The sequence below is a fragment of the Paraburkholderia caffeinilytica genome, assembly GCF_051027425.1.
Lineage (GTDB): Bacteria > Pseudomonadota > Gammaproteobacteria > Burkholderiales > Burkholderiaceae > Paraburkholderia > Paraburkholderia caffeinilytica_A.
In genome coordinates this window covers 57,989-81,095 of record NZ_CP186552.1, presented here as the reverse complement: position 1 = coordinate 81,095, position 23,107 = coordinate 57,989, and the positions used below count along the sequence as shown (strand labels likewise).

Annotated in this window: 26 protein-coding genes; 5 read left to right on the top strand and 21 right to left on the bottom strand. The window is 60.6% G+C overall.

What is annotated here, in order from left to right; translation table 11 throughout:
* Nucleotides 1-83: 83 nt before the first annotated feature.
* The 14 genes from ACOSV0_RS00335 to ACOSV0_RS00270 all read right to left on the bottom strand — a co-directional run bounded on the left by ACOSV0_RS00335 (nucleotide 84) and on the right by ACOSV0_RS00270 (nucleotide 9,640).
* Complete coding sequence (locus ACOSV0_RS00335; RefSeq protein ID WP_434108017.1) at nucleotides 84-398, bottom strand: hypothetical protein; 315 nt, start codon at nucleotides 396-398, stop codon at nucleotides 84-86.
* On the bottom strand, nucleotides 395-676 hold the full coding sequence (locus tag ACOSV0_RS00330) for a hypothetical protein (protein ID WP_434108016.1): 282 nt from the start codon (nucleotides 674-676) through the stop codon (nucleotides 395-397). The genes ACOSV0_RS00335 and ACOSV0_RS00330 overlap by 4 nt, the downstream gene beginning before the upstream one ends.
* Nucleotides 660-1,067, bottom strand: a complete 408-nt coding sequence (locus tag ACOSV0_RS00325) for a DUF5681 domain-containing protein (RefSeq protein ID WP_434108015.1) — start codon at nucleotides 1,065-1,067, stop codon at nucleotides 660-662. The genes ACOSV0_RS00330 and ACOSV0_RS00325 overlap by 17 nt, the downstream gene beginning before the upstream one ends.
* Before the next feature lie 31 nt (nucleotides 1,068-1,098).
* The gene (locus tag ACOSV0_RS00320) at nucleotides 1,099-1,494 is read right to left on the bottom strand and encodes a single-stranded DNA-binding protein (protein ID WP_434108013.1); all 396 of its coding nucleotides are present in this window, start codon (nucleotides 1,492-1,494) and stop codon (nucleotides 1,099-1,101) included.
* 303 nt (nucleotides 1,495-1,797) lie between these two features.
* Nucleotides 1,798-2,931 (bottom strand): helicase RepA family protein, encoded by a 1,134-nt coding sequence (locus ACOSV0_RS00315; protein ID WP_434108012.1) that lies wholly within the window; start codon nucleotides 2,929-2,931, stop codon nucleotides 1,798-1,800.
* The gene (locus tag ACOSV0_RS00310; protein ID WP_434108011.1) at nucleotides 2,921-3,820 is read right to left on the bottom strand and encodes a DUF7146 domain-containing protein; all 900 of its coding nucleotides are present in this window, start codon (nucleotides 3,818-3,820) and stop codon (nucleotides 2,921-2,923) included. The genes ACOSV0_RS00315 and ACOSV0_RS00310 overlap by 11 nt, the downstream gene beginning before the upstream one ends.
* On the bottom strand, nucleotides 3,814-4,002 hold the full coding sequence (locus tag ACOSV0_RS00305) for a hypothetical protein (protein WP_434108010.1): 189 nt from the start codon (nucleotides 4,000-4,002) through the stop codon (nucleotides 3,814-3,816). Before ACOSV0_RS00305 ends, ACOSV0_RS00310 begins: the two co-directional genes overlap by 7 nt.
* Complete coding sequence (locus ACOSV0_RS00300) at nucleotides 3,999-4,298, bottom strand: helix-turn-helix domain-containing protein (protein ID WP_434108009.1); 300 nt, start codon at nucleotides 4,296-4,298, stop codon at nucleotides 3,999-4,001. The genes ACOSV0_RS00305 and ACOSV0_RS00300 overlap by 4 nt, the downstream gene beginning before the upstream one ends.
* A gap of 309 nt (nucleotides 4,299-4,607) precedes the next feature.
* Nucleotides 4,608-5,312, bottom strand: a complete 705-nt coding sequence (locus tag ACOSV0_RS00295) for a hypothetical protein (RefSeq protein ID WP_434108007.1) — start codon at nucleotides 5,310-5,312, stop codon at nucleotides 4,608-4,610.
* Between the two features lie 130 nt (nucleotides 5,313-5,442).
* Nucleotides 5,443-5,907 carry a hypothetical protein gene (locus ACOSV0_RS00290; RefSeq protein WP_434108006.1) on the bottom strand — a complete coding sequence of 155 codons (465 nt, stop codon included), beginning with the start codon at nucleotides 5,905-5,907 and terminating at the stop codon, nucleotides 5,443-5,445.
* Between the two features lie 12 nt (nucleotides 5,908-5,919).
* A complete protein-coding gene (locus ACOSV0_RS00285; protein WP_434108005.1) occupies nucleotides 5,920-6,387 on the bottom strand; it encodes a hypothetical protein in 468 nt (155 codons plus the stop codon).
* Between the two features lie 58 nt (nucleotides 6,388-6,445).
* Nucleotides 6,446-7,336, bottom strand: coding sequence for a hypothetical protein (locus ACOSV0_RS00280; protein WP_434108004.1), 891 nt, complete (start codon nucleotides 7,334-7,336; stop codon nucleotides 6,446-6,448).
* A 436-nt stretch (nucleotides 7,337-7,772) separates the two neighbouring features.
* Nucleotides 7,773-8,201: a hypothetical protein gene (locus ACOSV0_RS00275; RefSeq protein WP_434108003.1), complete on the bottom strand. Its 429-nt coding sequence runs from the start codon at nucleotides 8,199-8,201 to the stop codon at nucleotides 7,773-7,775.
* A gap of 80 nt (nucleotides 8,202-8,281) precedes the next feature.
* On the bottom strand, nucleotides 8,282-9,640 hold the full coding sequence (locus ACOSV0_RS00270; RefSeq protein WP_434108002.1) for a tyrosine-type recombinase/integrase: 1,359 nt from the start codon (nucleotides 9,638-9,640) through the stop codon (nucleotides 8,282-8,284).
* Between the two features lie 365 nt (nucleotides 9,641-10,005).
* Here ACOSV0_RS00270 and ACOSV0_RS00265 point away from each other — a divergent pair, with 365 nt between their 5' ends.
* Both ACOSV0_RS00265 and ACOSV0_RS00260 read left to right on the top strand, forming a co-directional pair.
* Complete coding sequence (locus ACOSV0_RS00265) at nucleotides 10,006-10,752, top strand: UPF0149 family protein (protein WP_434108001.1); 747 nt, start codon at nucleotides 10,006-10,008, stop codon at nucleotides 10,750-10,752.
* An 86-nt stretch (nucleotides 10,753-10,838) separates the two neighbouring features.
* Entirely contained in the window at nucleotides 10,839-11,426 is a 588-nt protein-coding gene (locus ACOSV0_RS00260; RefSeq protein ID WP_434108000.1) for a LysE family translocator, read from the top strand.
* 6 nt (nucleotides 11,427-11,432) lie between these two features.
* Here the strand turns inward: ACOSV0_RS00260 and ACOSV0_RS00255 are convergent, their stop codons facing one another.
* From ACOSV0_RS00255 to cadR, 6 genes are all read right to left on the bottom strand, one after another.
* The gene (locus ACOSV0_RS00255) at nucleotides 11,433-12,278 is read right to left on the bottom strand and encodes an AraC family transcriptional regulator (protein WP_434107999.1); all 846 of its coding nucleotides are present in this window, start codon (nucleotides 12,276-12,278) and stop codon (nucleotides 11,433-11,435) included.
* Between the two features lie 78 nt (nucleotides 12,279-12,356).
* Nucleotides 12,357-13,151: an ABC transporter substrate-binding protein gene (locus tag ACOSV0_RS00250; RefSeq protein WP_434107998.1), complete on the bottom strand. Its 795-nt coding sequence runs from the start codon at nucleotides 13,149-13,151 to the stop codon at nucleotides 12,357-12,359.
* Nucleotides 13,152-13,336: 185 nt separating this feature from the next.
* The gene (locus ACOSV0_RS00245; protein WP_434107996.1) at nucleotides 13,337-14,491 is read right to left on the bottom strand and encodes a pyridoxal phosphate-dependent aminotransferase; all 1,155 of its coding nucleotides are present in this window, start codon (nucleotides 14,489-14,491) and stop codon (nucleotides 13,337-13,339) included.
* A gap of 385 nt (nucleotides 14,492-14,876) precedes the next feature.
* Nucleotides 14,877-16,280 (bottom strand): ATP-dependent RNA helicase DbpA, encoded by a 1,404-nt coding sequence (gene dbpA, locus ACOSV0_RS00240; protein WP_434107995.1) that lies wholly within the window; start codon nucleotides 16,278-16,280, stop codon nucleotides 14,877-14,879.
* Nucleotides 16,281-16,333: 53 nt separating this feature from the next.
* The gene (locus ACOSV0_RS00235; RefSeq protein ID WP_028197690.1) at nucleotides 16,334-16,534 is read right to left on the bottom strand and encodes a hypothetical protein; all 201 of its coding nucleotides are present in this window, start codon (nucleotides 16,532-16,534) and stop codon (nucleotides 16,334-16,336) included.
* 110 nt (nucleotides 16,535-16,644) lie between these two features.
* Nucleotides 16,645-17,076, bottom strand: a complete 432-nt coding sequence (cadR, locus tag ACOSV0_RS00230; RefSeq protein ID WP_434107994.1) for a Cd(II)/Pb(II)-responsive transcriptional regulator — start codon at nucleotides 17,074-17,076, stop codon at nucleotides 16,645-16,647.
* Nucleotides 17,077-17,156: 80 nt separating this feature from the next.
* On the opposite strand from cadR, the gene ACOSV0_RS00225 reads away from it, so the two are divergent.
* On the top strand, nucleotides 17,157-19,691 hold the full coding sequence (locus ACOSV0_RS00225) for a heavy metal translocating P-type ATPase (protein WP_434107993.1): 2,535 nt from the start codon (nucleotides 17,157-17,159) through the stop codon (nucleotides 19,689-19,691).
* Nucleotides 19,692-19,708: 17 nt separating this feature from the next.
* Here the strand turns inward: ACOSV0_RS00225 and ACOSV0_RS00220 are convergent, their stop codons facing one another.
* Nucleotides 19,709-20,749 (bottom strand): helix-turn-helix domain-containing protein, encoded by a 1,041-nt coding sequence (locus tag ACOSV0_RS00220; protein ID WP_434107991.1) that lies wholly within the window; start codon nucleotides 20,747-20,749, stop codon nucleotides 19,709-19,711.
* Between the two features lie 325 nt (nucleotides 20,750-21,074).
* On the opposite strand from ACOSV0_RS00220, the gene adh reads away from it, so the two are divergent.
* Nucleotides 21,075-22,595: an aldehyde dehydrogenase gene (adh, locus tag ACOSV0_RS00215; protein WP_434107990.1), complete on the top strand. Its 1,521-nt coding sequence runs from the start codon at nucleotides 21,075-21,077 to the stop codon at nucleotides 22,593-22,595.
* Nucleotides 22,596-22,659: 64 nt separating this feature from the next.
* On the top strand, nucleotides 22,660-23,055 hold the full coding sequence (locus tag ACOSV0_RS00210; protein WP_434107989.1) for a DUF779 domain-containing protein: 396 nt from the start codon (nucleotides 22,660-22,662) through the stop codon (nucleotides 23,053-23,055).
* Nucleotides 23,056-23,107: the final 52 nt, after the last annotated feature.

The following is a 23,107-nucleotide window of genomic DNA, read 5'->3' as shown; positions in this document are numbered from 1 at the left end:
TGAAGATGGTGAAGCGTTGTGCAAATTCTAGCAGCAGAAACAGCCTCGGGCGACTGATATCGCCACGTCAATCTTCCGTACAGCTAGTTCGGGAAGCCCACGTGTGCCCCGATTTCCGCCACTAGCTCGCGAATGATTCGAATCGAATACGGAATCGTCAGCGCTGGATCAAGCAGCACGCGCTCAAGCATCTCGCGCCGCCATTCCGGCGACCAGCGCTCAAGCACCGCCAATGCCTCGATCGCAACAGTGAGCTCAACCTGCCACGCAAGAATCTGTTGCTCGGACGGCGGGACACGCCATGGCACATAGGCCAAGCCACTGATGTCGTCCAATTCCTGTCCGCCAAACGACGGCGCATCGAATGACAGGAAATGCAGCAGGTCGAGGGGAGTCATTCCGGCAGTTCCGCCACATACGCGCACGCACGCAACGCGACAGGCTTCATGACAAATATCGAGGCGCCGCGACGGGTGCGAAGAATGTCGGCCACGCGCCGCTCGGTCTCGTCGATTGATTCGCCAGGCTCCCGCCCGAAGAATTCAGTCCCGACCTTGACGCCTGAAAAAACATCGTGGGGCGCGTCGAACCGGCTTAGCTTCACGATTAGAGGCTCACCGCCGCCGCCGTTCTGTTGCTCCAGGCGCACGAGGCGCGATTTAAGGTTTGCTGCCATCGTCCCTCCCTTCAAGCGCCGCAATGCGCTTCTCCAGTTCGTCCACTTCAACAATCCGTACCTGCGCAGCAATGGCTGCCAGCACCGAGTTCGCTTCGTCCGGCGTGATCTCTCCGCCTGCCATCGCACTCAACACCGCCTGTCCCTGCTCCGCCAGCGAGCCCGTGAGGCCGCTGATGCTGATCGGCGCGTCCTTTGTCTTTATCGCAGGCATGCACCGTTCCAGGCAGATGCGCAGCGCGGTCGTATCGCCGCTCAGCGCCAATTCCACGGCCTTCTCCACGAGCTTGGCGGCGTGCGGCTGCAGCAATTCACGCAGCTCCGTGCGCTTGTCCTTTGCTCCCCGCGGCTTGCCGGCGGGATTACCGCTCTCCCCTTTTTTGAACCGCATGACGTCTGCAATCTCCCTGTAAATTTCACGCTCAAAAGGCCAGATCGTCTTCGGCCAGCGTCGGCTCTCGTGACGTACCGCCATCCCCCGCTGGCGCCGATGCATCAGCCACCGCTTTGCGCTTGCGAGCAACGTGATAAGGCGTCAAGACCTTCGATGCCACCATGCTGACGCTCGGCTTCACTGAACCGTCGCGAGCCTCGTACGTGCCGATCTTGAGGGTGCCAGCAAGCGAAACGCTGTCGCCTTCCTCCAGCGCCAACAACACGGCCTTCGCCGAATCGCTAAACGCGACCACGCTGACGAACAGGCCTTCGCCGTCACCATCGGCTGCACGCACGTTCGCGGTGACGTACGTCTTGCCGGAGTTCGACCGTCGTTCCTCCGGTATCTTGAAAAGCTTCCCGCCTACCAGTGCGTCAATCATTCGTAATCTCCGATCGAAATGAGCCAAAGCGGTGCTCGTGTCTCGCGTGTCTCTTCCCTAAAGGGAAGAAGAGACAACGAGACAAATCACGAGGGGCACTTGTCTCGCATGTCTCGTGGAGCAAACGAGACAGAAGGAGACACACAGATATCCGCCCAAACCCAATGCTGGTGGTCATTCCGAGGGGTCTCGCCAGGGCGCGAATGCTGGTTTGTCTCGCGTGTCTCGCGATCCAGACGAGACAAAACCCGAACGTGCGCAAATTTCGCGTTTTCAGCCCTTCGCGAGACAAAATTGGCACGGTCATTGGGTGCCCCCTGCAAACGCGTAAATGCCTGCGGTGTGATGGAATATCCCAGCTTCGGCAAGCGTTTTGCAGGCGCGATAAACCGACGTCCGCGCGTACTCGCCGTCGAAATGCTTCGATATCTCTGCCGCCTTCGCGCCGACCTTGCGCGCTCGCAGGAACTCCTGCACGGCGCCTTCTACCGGCCCGAGTTTCCTGGACTTCACTGGTCTGGCCGGCGCGCTCTCGGCCGCAACGACACAGGTAGTTGCCGGGGCGCCCCACTTCGTGACGCCAAGTTCAATGACATCGAGCCGGAAACCGATGCGCTCGCCTTTTGTGCCCAGATCGCGAACCTTCGTAATTTCCGCGCAATGACCGGTCGGTGAATCGGTGATTTCGATTTCGGCGTCAACCGCAGCGCGTACGCCCGACCATCCGCGCGAGCCTGCCGCAGCGTTTTTGCCGGAATGGTGGATAAGCATGAAGTGTGCGCCGCATTCGGCACGGATGCGGTCAAAGCGCTCAATGACGCGCGACATGTCCTGCCCGGCATTCTCATTCGCGCCAGCACTCAGACGCGCCAGCGTGTCACCGACGATTAGCCGGACCGTCTGACCACGCTGAGCTTCGAGACGCTGAATGGTTGCAATGATCGCGGACGTATCGGCATCATTCTCGAAGAGGTTTACCGGATTTTGAACAATCGCGAAATTTGGGACACGCACGCCGTGATGCCGCTGGTAGGCCTGCAGGCGACTGCGTACCGACGCTGGCGATTCGGCCGCCAGATACACGACCATGCCGGGCTCGGTTCGCTTCCCCATCCAGTCCACCCCGCGCGCAACTGCTGCGGCCAGATCGATCACGAGGAATGTCTTGCCGGAGTTGGAGTCGCCATACAGGACACTGCCGCCACCAATAGTAAGCAGCCCCTGCACCAGTTCGTCGGGCGGCGTAAACTCCTCCGGCAACTCATCCGCAAAGGCGACACTGAGCGGGAAATCCTCCGAAAGGACTTCCGCGTGCCCGGGCCGGGGCTTAAGTGCTCCGCGCTCTGAACGCTTCGGGACGCGACTCCCATTGGCCACCGCAAGACGAACCGCTTCCGCGCCACCTTCGATCGCCACGTCGTTGAGGTCACGTCCCATGGTTGGCCTCCACAAGCGTGACTTCCCGATCCAACAACGCCCAGCGCTCCGCGCAGGTTTTTGCCGCCTGAGTGCCTGCCGCGTCGTCATCCACGGCCACAGTGAGCGCGTCGACTCCGGGCAGCGGACGGAATTTCGCGAGATTGCCCGCGTCGATCAGCGCCCAGGCAGGCCGGAAGACCCGTGCGAGGCTCAACGCTGTCTCGATGCCTTCTGCGATCGCCAGACCGTGGGTAGCTGAGTCGTCTGGCCATAGACGGATAACGCCGCCCGCCTTGCGGTGACCGCCGAGCAACATCCGCGGCGGAGCGACGTCGGCCTTGGTGCCGTCGGCATTGATCCATGTCCGATGCAGGCTGATGGGCGTGCCGGTGGCCGCGTCTGTCACCAGAGCGATGAGGCATGGACCGCTGTAGCCGCCCGAATGCCGCGCCGCCGGATCGAAGCGCAGATCGCCGTCGAGGGGCGGCAATGCACATTGACGTGCTTCGAGATACGCCCGGCCGGCATCGCGTATGCAGCCAAGCGATTGCCAGTATTGCAACCACCGCGGATCGAGCGTTTCGCGAATTTCGCGCTCGGGTTCGGGCTGTCTCGCAGATGAAGGCATCGGCCGGCGCACCATCGATGAATCAGACCAGCCTGCGTCAATTGCGGCGCGGAACAGCGTTGCTGAGCCGATACTACCGGCCGGCGCGAACGAGCGCCAAACAGCGCGTGCCTCACGCTCGCCGCCGTAATTCGACCCGGACGCGCACCAGTCGACCCAGTCGTCGAGGTCTAGACCTGCCGCTTTCGCAGCCATACCAAGACGTACCCACTCCGCCCGCTCACAGCCTGCGTCGAGGTGGAAAAGCGCTGAGCGGGCACGGTCGATTTCGCTCAGCATGTGATAGTCCCTTCTGCCTGCTGCGAGTTTGCTGCATCGAGCAGCATCAACAGCACCGCGTCGAGCTCGCCACGCGAGACTCGCGTAGGCGGCTTGCGTTCGGGATTCGGGCTAGCGCTCGTGCGAAGCAAGACGAACTCGGGATCGTCGGCCGGCGTGAGATGAACGTAGATCGCGCTCATACTACCGCCTCGCGAATCAGGTAATACCGCGCCACGCGATGCGCGCCGCCTTCCGACGTCGTTTCGTGCGACCAGATGGTGGCGATCTGATGGCCAGCGCTGCGCAACTCCATTACGCGCGCCGCCGGGTGCATAACGTCGATCAGGTGCCGGGCGTCGAGCGTCGAGAGCGAGCCGTGTTGCCGTAGAAATTCGAAAATGCGGTTGCGCTGGGCCGCGGCGTCATTGCTATACTGTGCATTGAAGATTTCTTTTGCCGCGCTCGTCTGAGCTGCGGCTTTTTTGTTTTGGGTCACGTCGAGCCCCCTTACGCAGCAATCGAACGCGGTTCGTTGCCCTCAAGGAGCGCTCTCAGATCGTCGACACGCCATGCCAAACGGCCATTGATCCGGATGGGGCGGATCGGGCCGTTCTCCAAACACGACCATTTGAAAAGAGTTTGCGGCCTGCGATTGATCAGTTGTGCAGCTTCCTTGGTCGTAAGGACAGCCGGGAGGGGAGCAACAGTCGTCTGGTTCACTTGTCTCACCTTTCCCCGAACATGCGGGGCATTGATTGGGTTGGCGAGACAAGGATGATTTGTAGTTATTCCAACTGGGATTACTTCACATCACCCGGTTAAGAATGTTGAAGTAATACTGCTGCCAATTATCTTCAAACCGCAATTTGCACAGTTTCTCGATAACCTGCTCCATAACGTACTGGTCCCATTCCTCGATCGGCTTTTCACGCCACAGATCATCGAACACCTTTTGCGCGTCTGAAATTTTGTCGCGGGCAGCGTAGTAGGCCGCGCGTAAAGCTGCTTCTGTGGAAGACTCCAGCACGTCTTCTTTCTTGCTCACAAAGGCAGCCCAATACCACTTCTTAGCAAGCTGCGAGGCAGCGAAGCTGATCCCACGCGTTGTACCGGACTGCGCAAAACGCCGTTCCATGTCCAAGACAAGCAGCCGCCGCATCTTATCGTCCCACTTCTCAGCGGGACGTCCACAAGTACCCTTCTTTCCGAATGCAGGGGCAACCTCTGACGCCACCGCGACGAGCAGTCCGCGGTATGCCTCTATCACTTCGACGGAGTCTGCGGAGATCGGCGACGGAAGCCCGTAGTGAAGGGCCAGCGCGTCGATCTTTTCGCTGATCGATACTTCGTAATCTCGCAAGACAGCAAGCGCTTCGCTTGCCTCTGGCGAATCGTGCATGTTCGACAGATGCAGGCCCAAGAGTCGAGCATAGGCACGATCGCGATCTTCACGAGTCACTCTGAGTGGTGTCCTGAGTTCCTCAGGAAGAGCTTTGGTTGTTTTGCCCATTGCGTTCCTAACGCAACCCTAAAACAGGAGCCGCGCCAGCGGAGTAGGGTGCTCCGTTTTCGCCCCGTCGGGCTAGGCGCGGCTGACCGGCGACGACGCGCAATGCGCTATCGCAAATAGAACTCGAATCTCACAGGGCTTGGCGTTTGACCGCAAAGCCGGCGACAATCCAACCGATAGCGCCAATGATGACAGCGCCGACCACGCCAGCGATCGCATACGCCTGAAAGTCTCCCCACTGACGCACGCGCATGGTGGCGGGGTGATTCGAGAAATACCCGTCGAGAATATGCTGACGCTCATCAGCACGCGCGAGCAACTCTCCTGTAGAGACCTGGTCGTTGCCGCCCTGACGAAGATCACCTGCGAGGAACTTGTCGAAGGCATCGTATTCCCGCGGCTGTACTGGGGGATGCTTCAGACTTTCCACGTCGAGATGCTTTCCGGTCTGCCTCTCATACACGTCTGCCTTCTGCTGGTCGGTAAGTGGCACATCGGCGCCAATTGCGGCATCGACTGCCAGCCACGCGAAGCCAAGCAGCCATATCATTGCAAGCGCCTTTATGACGATGCCGATTCGCCGAATCCCCTCCATGACGCCCCCGTCTTAGTATTGTTCATCATTCGCTGCTTGCTGCACTTCGAATCTGCGCAATTGCCACCCTCTAATCTGCACCAGAGCCTGAGCCCATTGTGTCGGCGTGAGCACACGCCATCCCGGCTCCGGACGCGGCCACATTCGCTTAACTCTGAACCGCTCGATGTCCGACCAGTTTGGATTGGCCGGATTGGCCGTCAGCGCGGGCGTGTACAGGGCCACGTAGGCGGGCACGTCGGCAAGCCTCGCAAGCTGCTGTAGCACTCCAGCGGGCTTCTCCTGACCAATATCACGGGCTACCTCTACGAGCGCCAGCGGCAGCTTGCCGCCGTGGTCGTATTCGGTAAACAGCACCGAATCGAGGTCTGCCATGGTCAAGGACTCGGCTTGAGTCGCCTGCAAATATCGGCGAATCGAAGGTGCGCGATGCCAGGCGCCGTAAGCGCGGTCGCGGGTTTCATAGCGCTCGGTTCTCATGAGCGGCTCCAGAGATAAAGACGCGGAATCGGCGCATAGCCGTCCGCGAAGGATTGACCTACGTTCTAGCACCCGAAATAGTCCTGTTCGAGGGGGTGTACTTTTGCGCGATGCACGCAATCTCGCTTCTGCGTTCTCCGCGGTCGAATTTCGCCTTAGCTCGGTATATCGCCTGTCGCAAACTATCGAGCTGAGTGAGAATGGCGGCGCGGCTAGAGTCGTCAAGTGCGAAGCCACCCCTGCTTTCACAGGCCATCATCTGCATCGCACGGGTCTGTAGATCCGCCATGCCCGTGAAAAACTCCATGTATTGAGCGGCCGTCTTGGGTAGTCCGTCAATTTCGCGCTGAACGTCCGATTGGGCTTTCGCTACGCACTCTGGACTCCCCATGCTCCAGGCTTCTTCCTCGGTAAACTGGATGCGCACGAAGTAGTGTTCACCGCTTCTAGTGACATTTACGGTCCGCTGTGCGTCGAAGGCTACCGACTGGAAGTCGTTTTTTCTCCCTTTGCGCAACTCCGTATGCAACCATCCAGGTGACGCGATGCCGGCGCGCAAGAGAGTGCTGCGATGACCATAGAACGTCACGTGTCCTGCATCCTCCCAGCACCACACGTCCACGCGCAATCTGCCGGATAGTGTGACTATCGTCCCTCTGATATTGTGGCCGAGGGTCTTCCAGACGCAGTTCGCAAGGCAAGCTTTTCCGTCGGTTTCCTCTATGCATCGCCCAAGACGTGATGCGAACAGGCTCGAAAGCCACCGCTGCGCGTGATTTGGCCTTTCCTGCATCCATGGCGCTATGTCCGCCAAGACTCCGGCATCGTCGGTCGGTCGGTCGAACTGAAGGATTTCGGCATGCTTCGCCGGCAGCGTGTCGCGCGTCGCCCGACGACGGTGCCGCAGTGCCCGCGGCGAAACCGGAAGAGTGAGGACATTGCTATGCATGAGGCACCTCCAGCAAGTGCGCTATGCGCTGCTTATGGGCTTGCCACGTGGCAGCGTCTGACGAACTCAGCAGACCATTTTGGGCAGCGAAGGCTATACTCAACGCAATACGCTTCAAGCCGTATGAATCGATGCGGTCCGCTATTGGCAAAGCGCCAGACAGCGGTAGATGCCATGCCCCATTCGGCATTGCAGCATCGCGGAATTGGATCTCTGCATCCTCATCGGGGTCAAGGCCGATGTTGTCGCCAAGCCAGGTAAGCCTAGACATGGTGCGCCTCCAGATGATGAGCATTTAGACACCCACATTCACCGGCATCATCTTCTGTCGGGCTAAAATTGAAAGCAGCCATGGTACGGACCTCCTATATAGGCCGTGTTGCGGTTAGGCGATCTCGGTGTTAGCGCACCTTGATCGCCGCTTTCGACAGACGCCTTAACTTGCGGCTTTCACTACTGCTTCCATATCCTCTCGACCACACAGCGCGAGCATCAAACGGCCGTCAACTGTGCCTATAAGATCAGCAAGTTGCAGGTACCGCGCTTTCACGTTGCCGAGTTCTTTGTGAACGGCCGCAACTGCAATAGCAAACTCGCGATCGCCCTCAACCTTTCGACACAGATCTGCTCCGGAAGACGTGGAAAAAATAAGCGCTGCGCGCCGAAATGCGTCTTTCGAAATCCCTTCCTCGATTTCGTCGATCTGTTCTCGCGTGATAAGTGGCGGAGCCGCCTCAAGTTGCTCAAAGATCCGAGTTGCGAATACATCCCCGTCCATCGCGTTCGACTCGATCTGGGCCCATTCTTCCGGCGTCCATGCCTTCGGAACAGCACCGATATCTCCTGTAGTATTGACATCAGCCATCTCAACCTCCATTACAGGTTTTGTGGTCAGGTGTCGGATCGTGTTGCTGCACTTTCCGACACCGCTTTGCCTGATTCCCGTCAGGCAGCGGTAATAGCTTTCAACTCGCCCTTCTTCTCTGGCATAAACTCCAAGTCAGCCTGCTCCAGCATCCAGACCTCGACCTTTGAATGCCAAACGCGCAGCAGATCAAGCGGGCGGCGCCGGTAGTGCTTCTCTGCGATTGCCGACGGCTTGTGCCCCTGGATCTGCGCGACAACACCCACCGGGCACTCGACCCATTCAGCTAACGTGCCGAACGACCGGCGCAGACCGTGCAGGCTCACATGCGGCAGCCCTGCGGCGTCGAGCGCCTGATTGTGCGCAAGCCGCGGCTCAGCAATCTTTCCGTCTGCGGCTGTCTTGCTCCAGAACACCCATGGAGAGGGCTGCCATTTGGGCTGCTCATCGCTTTTCACAGAGCGAGGCGGCGGCGTCTCATTGATCCGCTTGAGGTTTAGCAAAAGCGAGCGCAGATACGGTGTCAGCGGAATCGTGCGGGTGCCTTCGACCTTGTCGCGGATGATCAGACTGTTCCAGCGAAAATCGACGTCATCCCAGCGGAGCGCGGCCATTTCTTCTCTTCGTGCACCGGTGATGAGTAACGCCTGCAGATAAGCGCTGATCACCGGATTCGCGATCGCACGGACACTGCCAAACCACGAGGCAAGTTGCTCGCGCTGGAGCACGTCTCCCGCCTTCGCCTCGACTTTCGGCACGGCGTCGCGGACCTTGCGCGTCTGATAGGTGTCGTCGGGAATGACACCGCGGTAGGCCGGCGTGTCATTGGCCCATCGCACGAAGCCGCGGTAGAGGCGGAAGGAGAGAGCAGTCATGGTCGGGCGCTCCGCGGCTTCAGCCTCAATGATGCTAGCGATGGCGGCGCCGGTAAGCTCCGACAGCTTGAGCGGGCGTAGCTGCGCCAACGGACCGGCGACCGTCAATCCCTTGCCGCGCTTGCGGGGCTTGCCGCCGACGCTGGCGTGCTGAACATGGTCCTGATAGTGGCGCTCGCTCCACTTCGGCTGGCGCTCCGCTAGATAAGCGTCCCACGCATCGCTAAAGGTGACCGTCTGCCGTTCGGCCTCAGTCCTCTTGGCCTCACGAGTCGCCCTCTGTTCGGCCGCGTGCTCGCGCGGGTCGGTGCCGGCGTCTATCAGTATCTGCAGCCGACGCGCTTCACCGCGAGCCTTCTCGATTGACCAATCTTTGGGGTCGCCGATAGTCAACCGAATCGTCCGGCCGTCGAGCTTCCCTTGATAGATGTACGCGCGAGCGCCGTTACGCGTGACGCGAAGCCCAAGCCCGGATGCCTTCTGGTCCCACAGGAACGACTGCAGCGTTCCCTCGGGACAGGAATACTCCGCAACCCGCTGCGCCGTGAAGTTCACCTTTGCCACGCTCGCCAAGCTCCCTGATTAGGTCGTGTGCGGCTCATGTAACCGCCGTGTAACCCCACTATAGGATATCGAATCAATGAGCGTCAATGAAAAAGTAGCCAGAACAACGGCCCGACCCACTGATAACAAAGGATTTTTCAGATACGATGAATTGCAATCAATATTGCGGAATACGAACTTGTCCGGACTCTTAATCCGTAGGTCGAGTGTTCGAGTCACTCACGCCCCACCAAAGATTCAGTAAAAAAGCCCGGTCCTTGCGACTGGGCTTTTTGCTTTGCGGCACCGGTACCGTGTGAGCAAGCCGGCTCCGCACTCCCCGAGATGCCATCGGGATCTATGACTCGAAGCACCGGAGCCTCGCTATGTCCAGGTCAAAACTCAAGCCTGCCGATTTGGATACGCCTCTCTCGGAAGAAGAGTTCGACGAACTCGATGAGTTTCTGATTTCCGACGTAACGTCGGAAGAGACGCTGACGATCGAGGGGCTCGACGGTTATCTGACCGCAATGGTCATCGGGCCTGATACGGTGCCGCCGAGTTACTGGCTGCCGGGCGTGTGGGGCCCCAGCGAGAACGACGCTCCGGCATTCAAAACGATGGATCAGGCGCAGCACATTCTCGGGCTGATCTTGCGGCATATGAACGGCATCATTGCGAACCTGGAGAACGATCCGGATGGATTCGAACCCGTTTTCGGTTTCTCCCGCATTGATGACAGCGACCACGAATACATCGACGGCGAAGCGTGGGCAGTGGGCTTCATGCAAGGTCTCGCGCTTATTCGGACGGATTGGCAAACGCTATTCGACAGCGAGCAAGGCCAGGAATGGCTGAGTCCGATCCGCCTGATGGGCGCACGGGATCTCACGCGTGAAGAAGAGGAATTGGTCGGCACGCCGCAACAGGATGAAGCCCTCACCAAACAGATTCCCGCCAGCGTCGCCGCGATCTATCGTTTCTGGCTTCCACACCGCCAGGCTGTCCATGAGCAGAAGCTCGCCAGCTCTACGCAGCGCACCGAACCCAAAGTCGGCCGCAACGACCCGTGTCCATGTGGCAGCGGCAAAAAATTCAAGAAGTGCTGCGGCGCTGCGGCAGAGCTTCACTGACAGCAATTTCCTTCAATACACCCCGCCCCACCGCCCGATACCGTTGAGCGTCGCCAATCCTGCGCACTCACGTATCGAGGCATCAGATGACCGTCTTACTCTCCATGGCCGCCTTCGCGCTGGCCTCGTCGATTTCTCCCGGTCCCGTCAACGTCGTCGCGCTTAGCGCCGGCGCGCAGCATGGATTCACCGCGAGCATGCGGCATGTGACCGGCGCGACCGTCGGATTCACGTTGTTGCTGTTGCTCATCGGTCTGGGCCTGCATGAGTTGCTCGCGCATTTCCCCAATCTGATCGACATCGTCAAATGGGCCGGCGTCGGGTTTCTGCTTTACATGGCCTACAAACTCGCCGTCGATGACGGCAAGCTCGGCGCGGACAAACCCACCCGAGGGCCATCGTTCGCCTACGGCGCGGCGATGCAGTGGCTCAATCCGAAAGCATGGCTCGCATCGTTAGCCGGGATGGGCGCCTACGCGGCCGATGGCGACGGCCGGCTCGTCTGGCAATTCACCATCGTGTACTTCGTGGTTTGCTATCTGTCGATTGCCAGTTGGGCGTACGCCGGCACATTCCTGCGCCGGTACTTGCAGGAACCGCGGCGCGTGAGGTTTTTCAATCGTGTGATGGCGGCTTTGCTGGCGGCCAGTGCGCTGTATCTGCTGATAGCGTGACACGCCTCAACTGCGATACTGCCCCGGCGTCGCCGCGACCAGCCGCTTGAAGGTCCGCTGCAAATGCGCCTGGTCGGCAAAGCCCGCATCGAGCGCGACATCCGCAATCGGGTGACCGCGTCGAAGTTGCGCGCGGCTGTACTGGATGCGTCGATTGATCAGATACGCGTGCGGCGTCATGCCGTAACGCTGCTTGAACGCGCGGATCAGGTGCGAGGCGGACAGCTCGGCCGCTTTGCAGACATCCTCCAGCTTCAGCGGACGCGTGCAGTTTTCAGCGATGAATTCCGCGGCCCGCGCGAGTTGGCCGCTCGCGTCGTCATCCGGCAAGGGCGCCGGATTCAGCTTCTGCTGCACTTCCGAGAAGAAAATGAGCGCGGCGCTTTCCTTGCGCATGGGCTCGTTATCGTCGTCGACGAGGATCGTGTAAAGACGGTTCAAACCGTCGAACAAGTCCGGGTCCACCGTCATGGTCTGCGAGAAAGCGCGAAACGCGTGGTTATCGCTGAAACCCAGCTCGTGTTGCAGATCCGTGAGCCAATCGACATCCACATGCAGCATCCGATACGACCAGCGCTCGTCGGCGACCGGGTTACACGCGTGCACGTCGTCCGGATTCATCATCACGACCGCACCGGCGCCGATCCATTCACTCGCGTGACGATTCACATACACGCTATGCCCGCCCGTGACGGCGCCGATCGAGAACGTCTCGTGCGAGTGCTTCGCATAGCAGATCTCGCGGCCGTCTTCGATAGAGCGCGCCTCGATAAACGGCAACGCTTCATCGCGCCAGAACTTCGGCGCCGCCACCGTCACCGCCGAATCACTCCGGTCATTCGTCCCGCTCATCGTGTGCTCCTCGGTCATGCGCCTTATCTTACCGCCACGCCGCACCCGAGGAACATTGCCAGTAACACTGCCAATAAGTTACTTCGCCGTCACATCGATATTGCCGAGATACTTCGTGGCCAGCGTCTTCACCGTGCCGTCGGCCTGAACCTTCGCAATCGCCGCGTTCAACTGATCACGCAGCGCGGTGTCGCCCTTGCGAATCCCGTACGCGATGCCGCTGCCAAGGATCTTGTCGTCGCGCACCGGCTGACCGACGAATGCGTAGTCCTTGCCGGTAGGCTTCGACAGAAAACCCGTCTGTCCGGCCGGCGCGAGAACGAGCGTGGCATCGAGCCGGCCCGCCAGGAGATCCGTATAAACCTGGTTCTGGTCCTGATACGGCACGACGGTGACGCCTGCCGGTTCCCAATGCGCCTTGGCAAAGGTTTCCTGAATCGACGCCTGCAACACGCCGACGCGTTTGCCCTTCAACGATGCCGGTGTCGGCAGCAAACCGCTGTCGCGCTTCGCGATCAGTTGCGTCGGCACGCGGTACACGACGGTCGTGAAATCGATCGCCTGACGACGCTGTTCGGTGGCGTTCATCGCCGAATTGATCGCGTCGAACTTGCGGCCCTGCAGCGCGGGAATCAAACCGTCGAACGAGGTTTCGACCCATTTGCACGTCATATGCGCAGCAACGCAGACGGCATTGCCGACGTCGATGTCGAGACCTTGCAGTTCACCGTTCGGCCCTTTCGATTCGAACGGCGGATACTGCGCCTCGAGTCCAAAACGCAGCGTCGCCGGTTCGGCGGCGATCGCGGCAGACGATGCGGCAATCGATGCGAATGCGCAGGCCAGCGCCAATAGAGGCTTGAGCAACTTCATAACAGGTCCCTTTTCCTTCGATATTGTTGTAACGCCGCATGCCGTACACCGATGCATAACGACGCGACGATCATACTGCGATCAAAATTGGCTGCCGGTTCGCGCTGCCGTCGATCTGATCACGTCTCTCCGCGATCAGGCCGGTTTTCATGCGCTCACCAGCAAAAACTCGCGCACGCGGCGAATCAGATTTCGCACAAACGCCGCGCACCTTCGATCAAGGTTGCGTCGTCCTTCGAGAAGCTCAGACGGATCAAACCGGAATCCGTGCCGTCGGTATAAAACGCCGACAACGGAATCGTCGCGACGCGCGCATCGCGAATCAAACGCAGCACGAAATCGCTATCGCTTTCCTCGGAGAAGCCGCGGAAACGCGCGAGCATGAAGAAACTGCCTTCGCTCGGCAACAACTCGAAGCGCGACTCGCGCAGCGCATGCGTGAGCAGATCGCGCTTCTTCTGATAGAACGCGGACAGCCCGAGATAGCTCTCGCGATTGGCGAGTGCATCGACAAACGCATACTGCATCGGCGTATCGGCGGAAAACACCATGAACTGATGGACTTTGCGAATCTCGTCCATCAGCGCGGCAGGCGCGAGGCAATAGCCGACGCGCCAACCGGTCACGTGATACGACTTGCCGAACGACGACACGATCACGCTGCGCTCCGCGAGTTCGGAATCGCAGGCCATGCTCTGATGTTTGGCGCCGTCGAATACCACGTGTTCGTAGACTTCGTCGGCGAGAATCACGATGTCGGTGTTACGCGTCACGGCCTTCAGACGCGCGACATCGGCCTCGCTGAACACGGTCGCGGTCGGGTTGTGCGGCGTGTTGATGATGATCATGCGCGTCTTCGGCGTGATCGCGGCGGCGACCTCATCCCAGTCCACGCGGAAATCGGTCAGCGACAGTTTGATCGCGATCGGCGTTGCGCCTTGCAGGCGAACGATCGGGCCGTAGCTGTCGAATGACGGCTCGAAGTAGATGACCTCGTCGCCCGGGTGTACCAATGCGCTGATCGTCGAATACAGGCCTTCGCTGGCGCTGGCGATCACCGTGACTTCGCTCGACGGATCGTAGCGCACGCCGTACAGCGTCTCAACCTTGTCGGCGAGCGCTTCGCGCAGGGCGGCGATGCCGGCCATCGGCGCGTACTGGTTATGACCGGCGCGCATGGCTTGCGCGACACCGTCGATCAGTTTCGCGTCGGGCGCAAAATTCGGCGCACCTTGCGAGAGGTTCAGCGCATCGTGTTGCGCGGCCAGTTGACCGATCACGGTAAAAATCGTCGTGCCTACGTCAGGCAGTTTCGAGCGGGCTTGCATGGCGCTCTGCATAAGGCTTTCTCCCTTTCTCCATCCGGCAGCGGATTCGCGGACTGCCCACTGCGCGGCGGTCCCATCCGGTTCGATGATTAGGCATCAGCCAAAGAACCGTCACAATCGAAACTTTGTCATGCGCGGCATGCGTTTACGTCATGGCTCGCGCAATGCCGTACTGGGGCAGGCTAAGGCAATGAAATCGGGGGGTTAGCGGGAGAAAAGCGGGCGCGTGAGGAGCGCGTAAGACAGCCGAGGTATGACGGAATGTGATGCGGTGGCGGGTGGCGGGTGGCGGGTGGCGGGGTAGCGCTGCAATTTTCGGTGATGGCGTGCAGCAGTGCTGCAAAACAACCAGGCTGCGACCAGGCGGTCGCAGCCATCAAAGCAAACCAGTCAGTGATCAGGCGTCGTCCATCATGCGGACTTTGACCTTCTTACCCTTCACCTTGCCGGCGCTGAGCTTGCGCAATGCCTCACGCGCGACGCTGCGCTCCACGGCCACATAGGTCGACATTTCGGTCACGTTGATCTTGCCGATCTGCGAACCGGCGAAACCCGCCTCACCAGTCAGCGCGCCGAGCACGTCGCCCGGACGGATCTTTTCCTTGCGGCCGCCGAGAATCTGCAGCGTTTCCATCGGCGGCAGCAGACGCTCGTTGCTCGCCGGCTTGAGATCGGCCAGCTTGTGCCACTCGACTTCACGCTTCTGCGCCTGTTCGAGACTGCCCACGCGGCCCATCTCGTTCATGCTGGCCAGACTCAGCGCCCAGCCTTCCTGATCGGCGCGACCCGTGCGGCCGATACGGTGCACGTGCACTTCCGGGTCCGGCGTCACGTCGACGTTGATCACCGCTTCCAGCTCCGCGATGTCCAGACCGCGCGAGGCGACATCGGTGGCAACCAGCACCGAGCAACTGCGGTTCGCGAACTGGATCAGCACCTGATCGCGTTCACGCTGATCGAGTTCGCCGTGCAACGCGAGCGCATGAAAACCCTGCGCGCGCAGCACGTCGAGCAGATCGCGGCATTGCTGCTTGGTGTTGCAGAACGCCAGCGTGCTCACCGGACGATAGTGGTTCAGCAACAGACCGACAGCATGCAGACGCTGATCTTCGGTCACTTCATAGAAGCGCTGACGAATCTTGGTGTTGTCGTGGCGCTCGGCGAGCTTCACTTCCTTCGGATTACGCAGGAATTGCTGGCTGAGTTTGACGATGCCTTCGGGGTACGTCGCCGAGAACAGCAGCGTTTGCCGCTCTTTCGGGCATTGCTTCACGACGGTCGCGATATCGTCGAAGAAACCCATGTCGAGCATGCGGTCGGCTTCGTCGAGTACCAGCGTATTGAGCGACTGCAGCGGCAGGCTGCCGCGCTCGAGGTGATCCATGATCCGGCCCGGCGTGCCAACCACGATATGCGCACCGTGTTCGAGGCTGGCCGTTTGCGGACGCATCGGCGTGCCGCCGCACAGCGTCAGCACCTTGATGTTTTCTTCGGCACGCGCCAGACGGCGGATTTCCTGCGTGACCTGGTCGGCGAGCTCGCGCGTCGGGCACAGCACCATCGCCTGCACGGCGAAGTTGCGCACGTCGAGGCGATTGAGCAGCGCCAGCGAAAACGCCGCGGTCTTGCCGCTGCCGGTTTTCGCCTGGGCGATCAGATCGTTGCCGGCCAGCGCGATCGGCAGACTCGCGGCCTGAATCGGCGTCATCTCGACATAGCCGAGCTGCGTCAGATTGGCGAGCGTCGCGGGAGGGAGCGGTAGCTGGCTAAACGGCGCGCCGGCTGGTGTGGGACTGTTCATAGAGGTGATGGCTCGCTATCGACTGAGGGGCGGAAGAGACTGAAGGCCAGTGACTATTCGGCCATGGGGCCGGTGGCGGGACGGCCTTCGATCTGCTCGTACAGCACCGAGCCGTCTTCCCCGTCGAAACGTTCGACGTAATTGCGCGCGCCGCACATCGGGCAACGGAACAGGAGCCCCTGCCCTTCATTCTTGATGACGACGTCCGACATCTCCCACTGCTCGCCGCAGGGCTGGTTTCTACAGGTAAACACGTTGATTCTCCAACTGGATTCGATGGTTTATTGGCGGGCCGGATAAATGGCCCAGCCGGGAATGCTGTCACCGCCGCGGCCGGTAGCGCCGGCCGCATGGGCAGAGCGCTTCAACCCAGATGCGTATGCCGCGCACGCGCTGCGCCGACGTCCATTTCGGTAAGGCCCTGGACGATGCCGCAGTCTTCAACGGCCTGTTCGCCGTGGCATTGCTCGCGCAGCGTGGTGAGCTGCATTTTCAGTTGCTTCAATTCGTCGATACGCGTGTCGACATGCGCAATGTGCTCGTCGATCAGGTCATTGATACCGCCGCAACCGTCCGCCGGTGCGTCTGTCAGACGCAGCAACGCACGGATTTCGTCGTGGGTCATATCGAGCGCACGGCAATTGCGGATGAAGCGCAGACGCTCGACGTGCCTTGCCGAATAGCTGCGGTAATTGGCCTCGGTGCGCTCCGCTTCGGGCAACAGGCCCTCTTTTTCGTAGAAACGGATGGTTTCGGTCGTGCAATGGGCGATTTTCGCCAGTTCGCCGATTTTCATGGTCCCTCCGGATTGCGGCCTTGACCTTGTAGTGGCTTCAAGGTGTTTACTAGACCACAAATCGAACCAGGAAGCCACCCATGCCTCACGCAAACCTCGCCGAAGCGGACCGTCCGGAACAGGCCAAAGCCTGTGCCCACGGGCACGAAGGGCATGCCCACAAGCATGTCGACGAAAACGCTGAGGGTCACGGTCATAGCGAATCTTGCGGTCACGGCCGCGAAGCGCGTGCTCGCGGAGACGCTCACGAGCACGGCGAAAGCTGCGGTCACGACCACCAGGCGCATGGCCCCGACCACGAGCACGAACACGCTGACGGACATGACCACGACAAAACGCGCGGTCACGGCCATGGCCATGAAGCACACGCTAACAGTGAAAGCTGCAGCCATGGCGACGCAGCGAACGACCACGGCCATGCACACGCCCACAGCCACGCCGAGGCAGCCTGCTGCGGAACAGCGCACGCTGCAGCCGCGCCGGTCACGCTCCCGCAACCGGAAGCCGTCGGCAGCGACGTGCGCACCGCGATCCGCATCATGCAGATGGATTGTCCGACCGAAGAAGCGCTGATCCGCAAGAAATTCAGCCGCCTGCCGTCCGTGCACAGCATGGACTTCAATCTGATGCAGCGCGTGCTGACCGTCGTCCATGCACCGGACGCGCTGGAAACGATCCTCGCCGCGATCCGTTCACTCGACTTCACGCCTGAGCTGGCCGACGCGAACCCGGACGCGGCAGTCGCCGCTCCTCAAGCGCCGCCCAAGCCGTGGTGGCCGCTGGCGCTCGCCGGCGTCGCTGCAGTGGGCTCAGAGGCCGCCGGCTGGCTTGGCGCCCCCGCCTGGCTGGCTGCGGGTCTGGCGATCCTCGCGATTGCCTCCTGCGGCCTCACGACGTACAGAAAGGGCTGGCTTGCGATCCGCAACGGCAACCTGAACATCAACGCCCTGATGAGCATTGCGGTGACCGGCGCGCTGATCCTGCAGCAGTGGCCGGAAGCCGCGATGGTGATGGTGCTCTTCACGATCGCCGAACTGATCGAAGCGAAGTCGCTCGACCGCGCCCGCAATGCCATCCAGGGACTGATGCAACTCACGCCCGAACAGGCAAGCGTGCAGCAAGCCGACGGCAGTTGGCGTTCCATGGACCTCAAGTCGATCGCGCCCGGCGCCGTGGTACGCGTGAAGCCGGGTGAGCGGATTGCGCTCGACGGCGAAATCGTCGCGGGCCGCTCGAGCGTCGATCAAGCGCCGATCACCGGCGAAAGTCTGCCGGTCGACAAGACCGTAGGCGATGCTGTGTTCGCCGGCACGATCAACCAGGCCGGATCGTTCGACTATCGCGTCACCGCCGCGGCCAGCAATACGACGCTCGCACGCATCATTCACGCAGTCGAAGAAGCGCAAGGCACCAAAGCGCCGACACAGCGCTTCGTCGATCAGTTCGCCCGCGTCTATACGCCGATCGTGTTCGCAGCCGCACTCGCCGTGGCCGTGTTGCCGCCGCTGTTCTTTGGCGGACAGTGGCACGAATGGGTCTACAAGGCGCTGGTGATGCTGGTGATCGCCTGTCCTTGCGCGCTGGTGATTTCGACGCCGGTGACGATCGTCAGCGGCCTCGCTGCTGCCGCCCGCAAGGGCATCCTGATCAAAGGCGGAGCCTATCTCGAACAGGGTCGCAAATTAAGTTGGCTCGCGCTCGACAAGACCGGCACGATCACGCACGGCAAGCCGGTGCAAACCGAGTTCGAAATACTGGCCGACGTTGACGTCATTCGGTGCAGGACGCTTGCGGCAAGTCTTGCGGGCCGCTCGGATCATCCCGTTTCGATGGCGATTGCGGCGGCGGCTCAGACCGAAGGCATGTCGAACGCCACCGTCGATGCATTCGAGGCCTTGCCGGGCCGCGGCGTGCGCGGAGAAATCGACGGCTCGCCGTATTGGCTCGGCAATCATCGGCTGGTCGAAGAGCTCGGCCGCTGCTCAAGCTCACTCGAAGCGCGACTGGATACGCTAGAGGGGCAAGGCAAAACCGTCGTGATGCTGGTGGATGCGGAACGCGTGCTCGCGCTGTTTGCGGTCGCCGATACGGTGAAGGACACGAGCCGCGCCGCCATCGCCGATTTGCAGCGCCTCGGCGTGCGTGCCGCCATGCTCACCGGCGACAATCCGCACACCGCTGCGGCGATCGCGCAACAGGTCGGCATCGACGAAGCACGCGGCAATCAGTTGCCCGAAGACAAGCTGAACGCTGTGGCGCAATGGTCGCAGGACGGAGCGACGGTGGGCATGGTTGGCGACGGCATCAACGACGCCCCCGCACTGGCTCGCGCCGACATCGGCTTTGCGATGGGCGCGATGGGCACCGACACCGCAATCGAAACCGCTGACGTCGCCTTGATGGACGACGATCTGCGCAAGATTCCGCAGTTCATCCGTTTGTCGAAGGCAACGCATTCGGTGCTCGTACAGAACATCACGCTGGCGCTGGGCATCAAGAGCGTTTTCCTCGTGCTGGCGCTGATGGGCCTGGGCACGATGTGGATGGCCGTCTTCGCCGATGTGGGCGCGAGCCTGCTGGTGGTGGCGAATGGCTTGCGGCTGTTGCGCAAATAACGTCCTGGCGGACGCGCTCAATGCGCGAACGAATACGTGCGTTCGCCGACGCGTCCGTTGACGGCCTTCAAGGTCTCCGACGGGCGCACGCCAAACAGTTTCCGGTAATCGGTCGCAAATTGGCTCAAGTGCCAGAAGCCCCACGCCGCCGCGACATCCTGCACCGAGCGTGTTTCGTGCGATGCATTACACAGATCGCGTCGTGCGCCATTCAAGCGGATCGTGCGCAGATAGGTGGCAGGCGCCATCCCCATCACATCCTGAAAGCAGTATTGCAATGTGCGCCGGCTCACATGCAGGCGCTCGCACAACTCCGGCACGTTGATCGCGCGATCCCGATTGGCCAGCACATACTCGCGCGCTTCCGACACGATCGACTGACGGCGCCCACGCGCCGGCATCGTCACCTGCTCCGCAGCGGGCAACGCGCCCACATCGAATAGCGACGCCAGCACCGACGCCTGCAAATTGTTGCGTGCGAACGAGGACAGCGGGGTACTGCTCGCCGCGCCGTCGTTGAGAAGTTGACGCAGCGATGCGCACAAGCGCTCCTTGCGCGCCGTGCCGATCGACACGACTTCCGTGTTCGGCAGATGATCGGCCAGACCGACGCGTTCCACCTCCGCTGCGTAACGGCGCAGTACTTCACCCTTCACCACCACGCCGAAAATCTCGTAGTCCGCCGCAGTCAGCAATTCGAATTCGATCCCGCCCGGACGAAATGCGAGCGCATCGCCCGCGATGACTTGCGCATCGATACGCCCCGAACCCTCACGGCAAGTCGGAATGCCGAACCAGTACGCGTCCTTCTGCACTTCACAGGTTTGCCGCAGCATGTGGCTGGTCGTTTCGACGAACACCTGCATGTGATCGAGGCACAACTCCGTCAGGCCACCGACAAAACGGCCTGCGGTTAGTTGGTCGTAGGTCTGGTGCCAGCCGTGGAGATTGCGCGCCTGCTCGTCGGCGTCGTAGGCGACGCAGGTCTGCACGCAAAAGCTCGGCTGTTGCGTGTGTGTCGGTGCTGTCGGGCTGTCGTTTCGGAATTCAGTCGTCATACCGGATCTGTGAAAACGGAATATCGAAGCGGGAAAAGAAGGCAATTCCCATGCCGAACGGATTCTTCGCTTACTTTGCCTTGATCTCACCGGCAGGTGCATAGCGCTGTTCAATTCCTGAACAGCGCTACGCGCCTTGGTCAGAAACGACACGGTCACCCCCGGCAGGGTGAACAACACCACGCTCCATGCTTCGCAGGAGTGCCTACTGCACGCGCGCAGTTCCCCAGCACGGTGCATTGGCACGATTCTGGCTCTAGCGTTTCGCGGCCAAGCGAAATATCGCGCCGAATATAGCCCATTCAAACATGTGAGGAGCACACAGATGAATCACGCAGAGATGCAGTTTCTGACCACTGAATTCCCGTACAAAAAGCAGTATGCGAATTTCATCGGCGGCGAATGGGTCAAGCCGGTGGGCGGTGAGTACTTCGACAACGTGTCGCCGATCACCGGCGAGCCGTTCACGTCGATCCCGCGTTCACGCGAAGCCGATATCGAACTCGCGCTCGACGCCGCACATCGAGCCAAGGCAGCATGGGGCAAGACGTCCGCCGCCGAGCGCGCCAACGTCCTGAACCGTATCGCCGACCGGATGGAAGCGAATCTGCAGCGCATTGCCGTGGCTGAAACGATCGACAACGGCAAGCCGCTGCGCGAAACAATGGCAGCGGATATCCCGCTGGCCATCGACCATTTCCGCTATTTCGCCGGCGCTGTGCGTGCGCAGGAAGGCGGAATCTCCGAGATCGACCACGACACCGTCGCGTATCACTTTCACGAGCCGCTCGGCGTGGTCGGCCAGATCATTCCGTGGAATTTCCCGATCCTGATGGCGGTATGGAAGCTCGCGCCTGCATTGGCGGCAGGCAATTGCGTCGTGCTCAAGCCGGCCGAGCAAACGCCCGCTTCGATTCTCGTACTCGTCGAACTGATTCACGATCTGCTGCCGCCGGGCGTGCTGAACGTGGTGAACGGTTTCGGCCTCGAAGCCGGCAAACCGCTAGCGTCGAGCAAGCGCATCGCGAAAATTGCTTTCACCGGTGAGACAACAACCGGCCGTCTGATCATGCAGTACGCGAGCCAGAACATCATTCCGGTGACGCTCGAACTCGGCGGCAAGAGCCCGAACATTTTCTTCGCCGACGTGATGAACGCGGACGACAGCTATTTCGACAAGGCGCTCGAAGGCTTCACGATGTTCGCGTTGAATCAGGGCGAAGTGTGCACGTGTCCGTCGCGTGTGCTGATCGACGAAAAGATTTACGACCGCTTCATGGAGCGCGCATTGAAACGCGTGGCTGCCATCACGCAAGGCCATCCGCTCGATACGAAGACGATGATCGGCGCGCAAGCCTCGCAGGAACAGCTGGAAAAAATCCTCTCGTACGTCGATCTCGGCAAACAGGAGGGCGCCGAATGTCTGATCGGCGGTGAACGCAATGCGCTCGGCGGCGAACTGAGCAAGGGCTACTATGTGAAGCCGACCGTATTCCGCGGCAACAACAAGATGCGCATCTTCCAGGAAGAAATCTTCGGACCGGTTGTTTCCGTGACGACCTTCAAGGACGAAGACGAAGCGCTCGAAATCGCCAACGATACGCTTTACGGTCTGGGCGCCGGCGTATGGACGCGCGACGGTACGCGCGCCTATCGCTTCGGCCGGCAAATCCAGGCAGGCCGCGTGTGGACCAATTGCTATCACGCGTATCCGGCACATGCTGCGTTCGGCGGCTACAAGCAATCGGGCATCGGCCGAGAAAATCACAAGATGATGCTCGATCACTATCAGCAGACCAAGAACCTGCTCGTCAGCTATAGCGACAAGCCGCTCGGTTTCTTCTAAGCGGAACGACCCTGTACGAGCGGGCCGCATTGTGCGGCTCGCTCTTTTTCATCGAGGGCATGTGATGGCTGATGAGAAGGAAGTGGCCCGCGTGATCGCCACGCCGGCTGCGGTCGATTTGATCGACAAGTTACGCGCGGAACATGGGGCGGTGCTGTTTCACCAATCCGGTGGATGCTGCGACGGCAGCGCGCCGATGATGTTTCCTCAGGCTGAGTTCATGGTCGGGTCGTCCGATGTGAAACTCGGCACGATTGCCGGCGTGCCGTTCTACATGAGCGAATCGCAGTTTGAATACTGGCAGCACACGCAGTTGATCATTGACGTGGTGCCGGGCAATGGCGGGATGTTTTCTTTGGAACGGCCGAGCGGCCTGCGTTTTCTCACGCGCTCGCGGCTGTTCGAGGACGATGAAAACGCGTGGCTGGAAACGCATCCGGTTGAGCGGGCGGATGCTTAAGTAGTGCTTCTACGTGGCGCCTGGGATCGGATTGTTGCTGACTGCGGGCGTG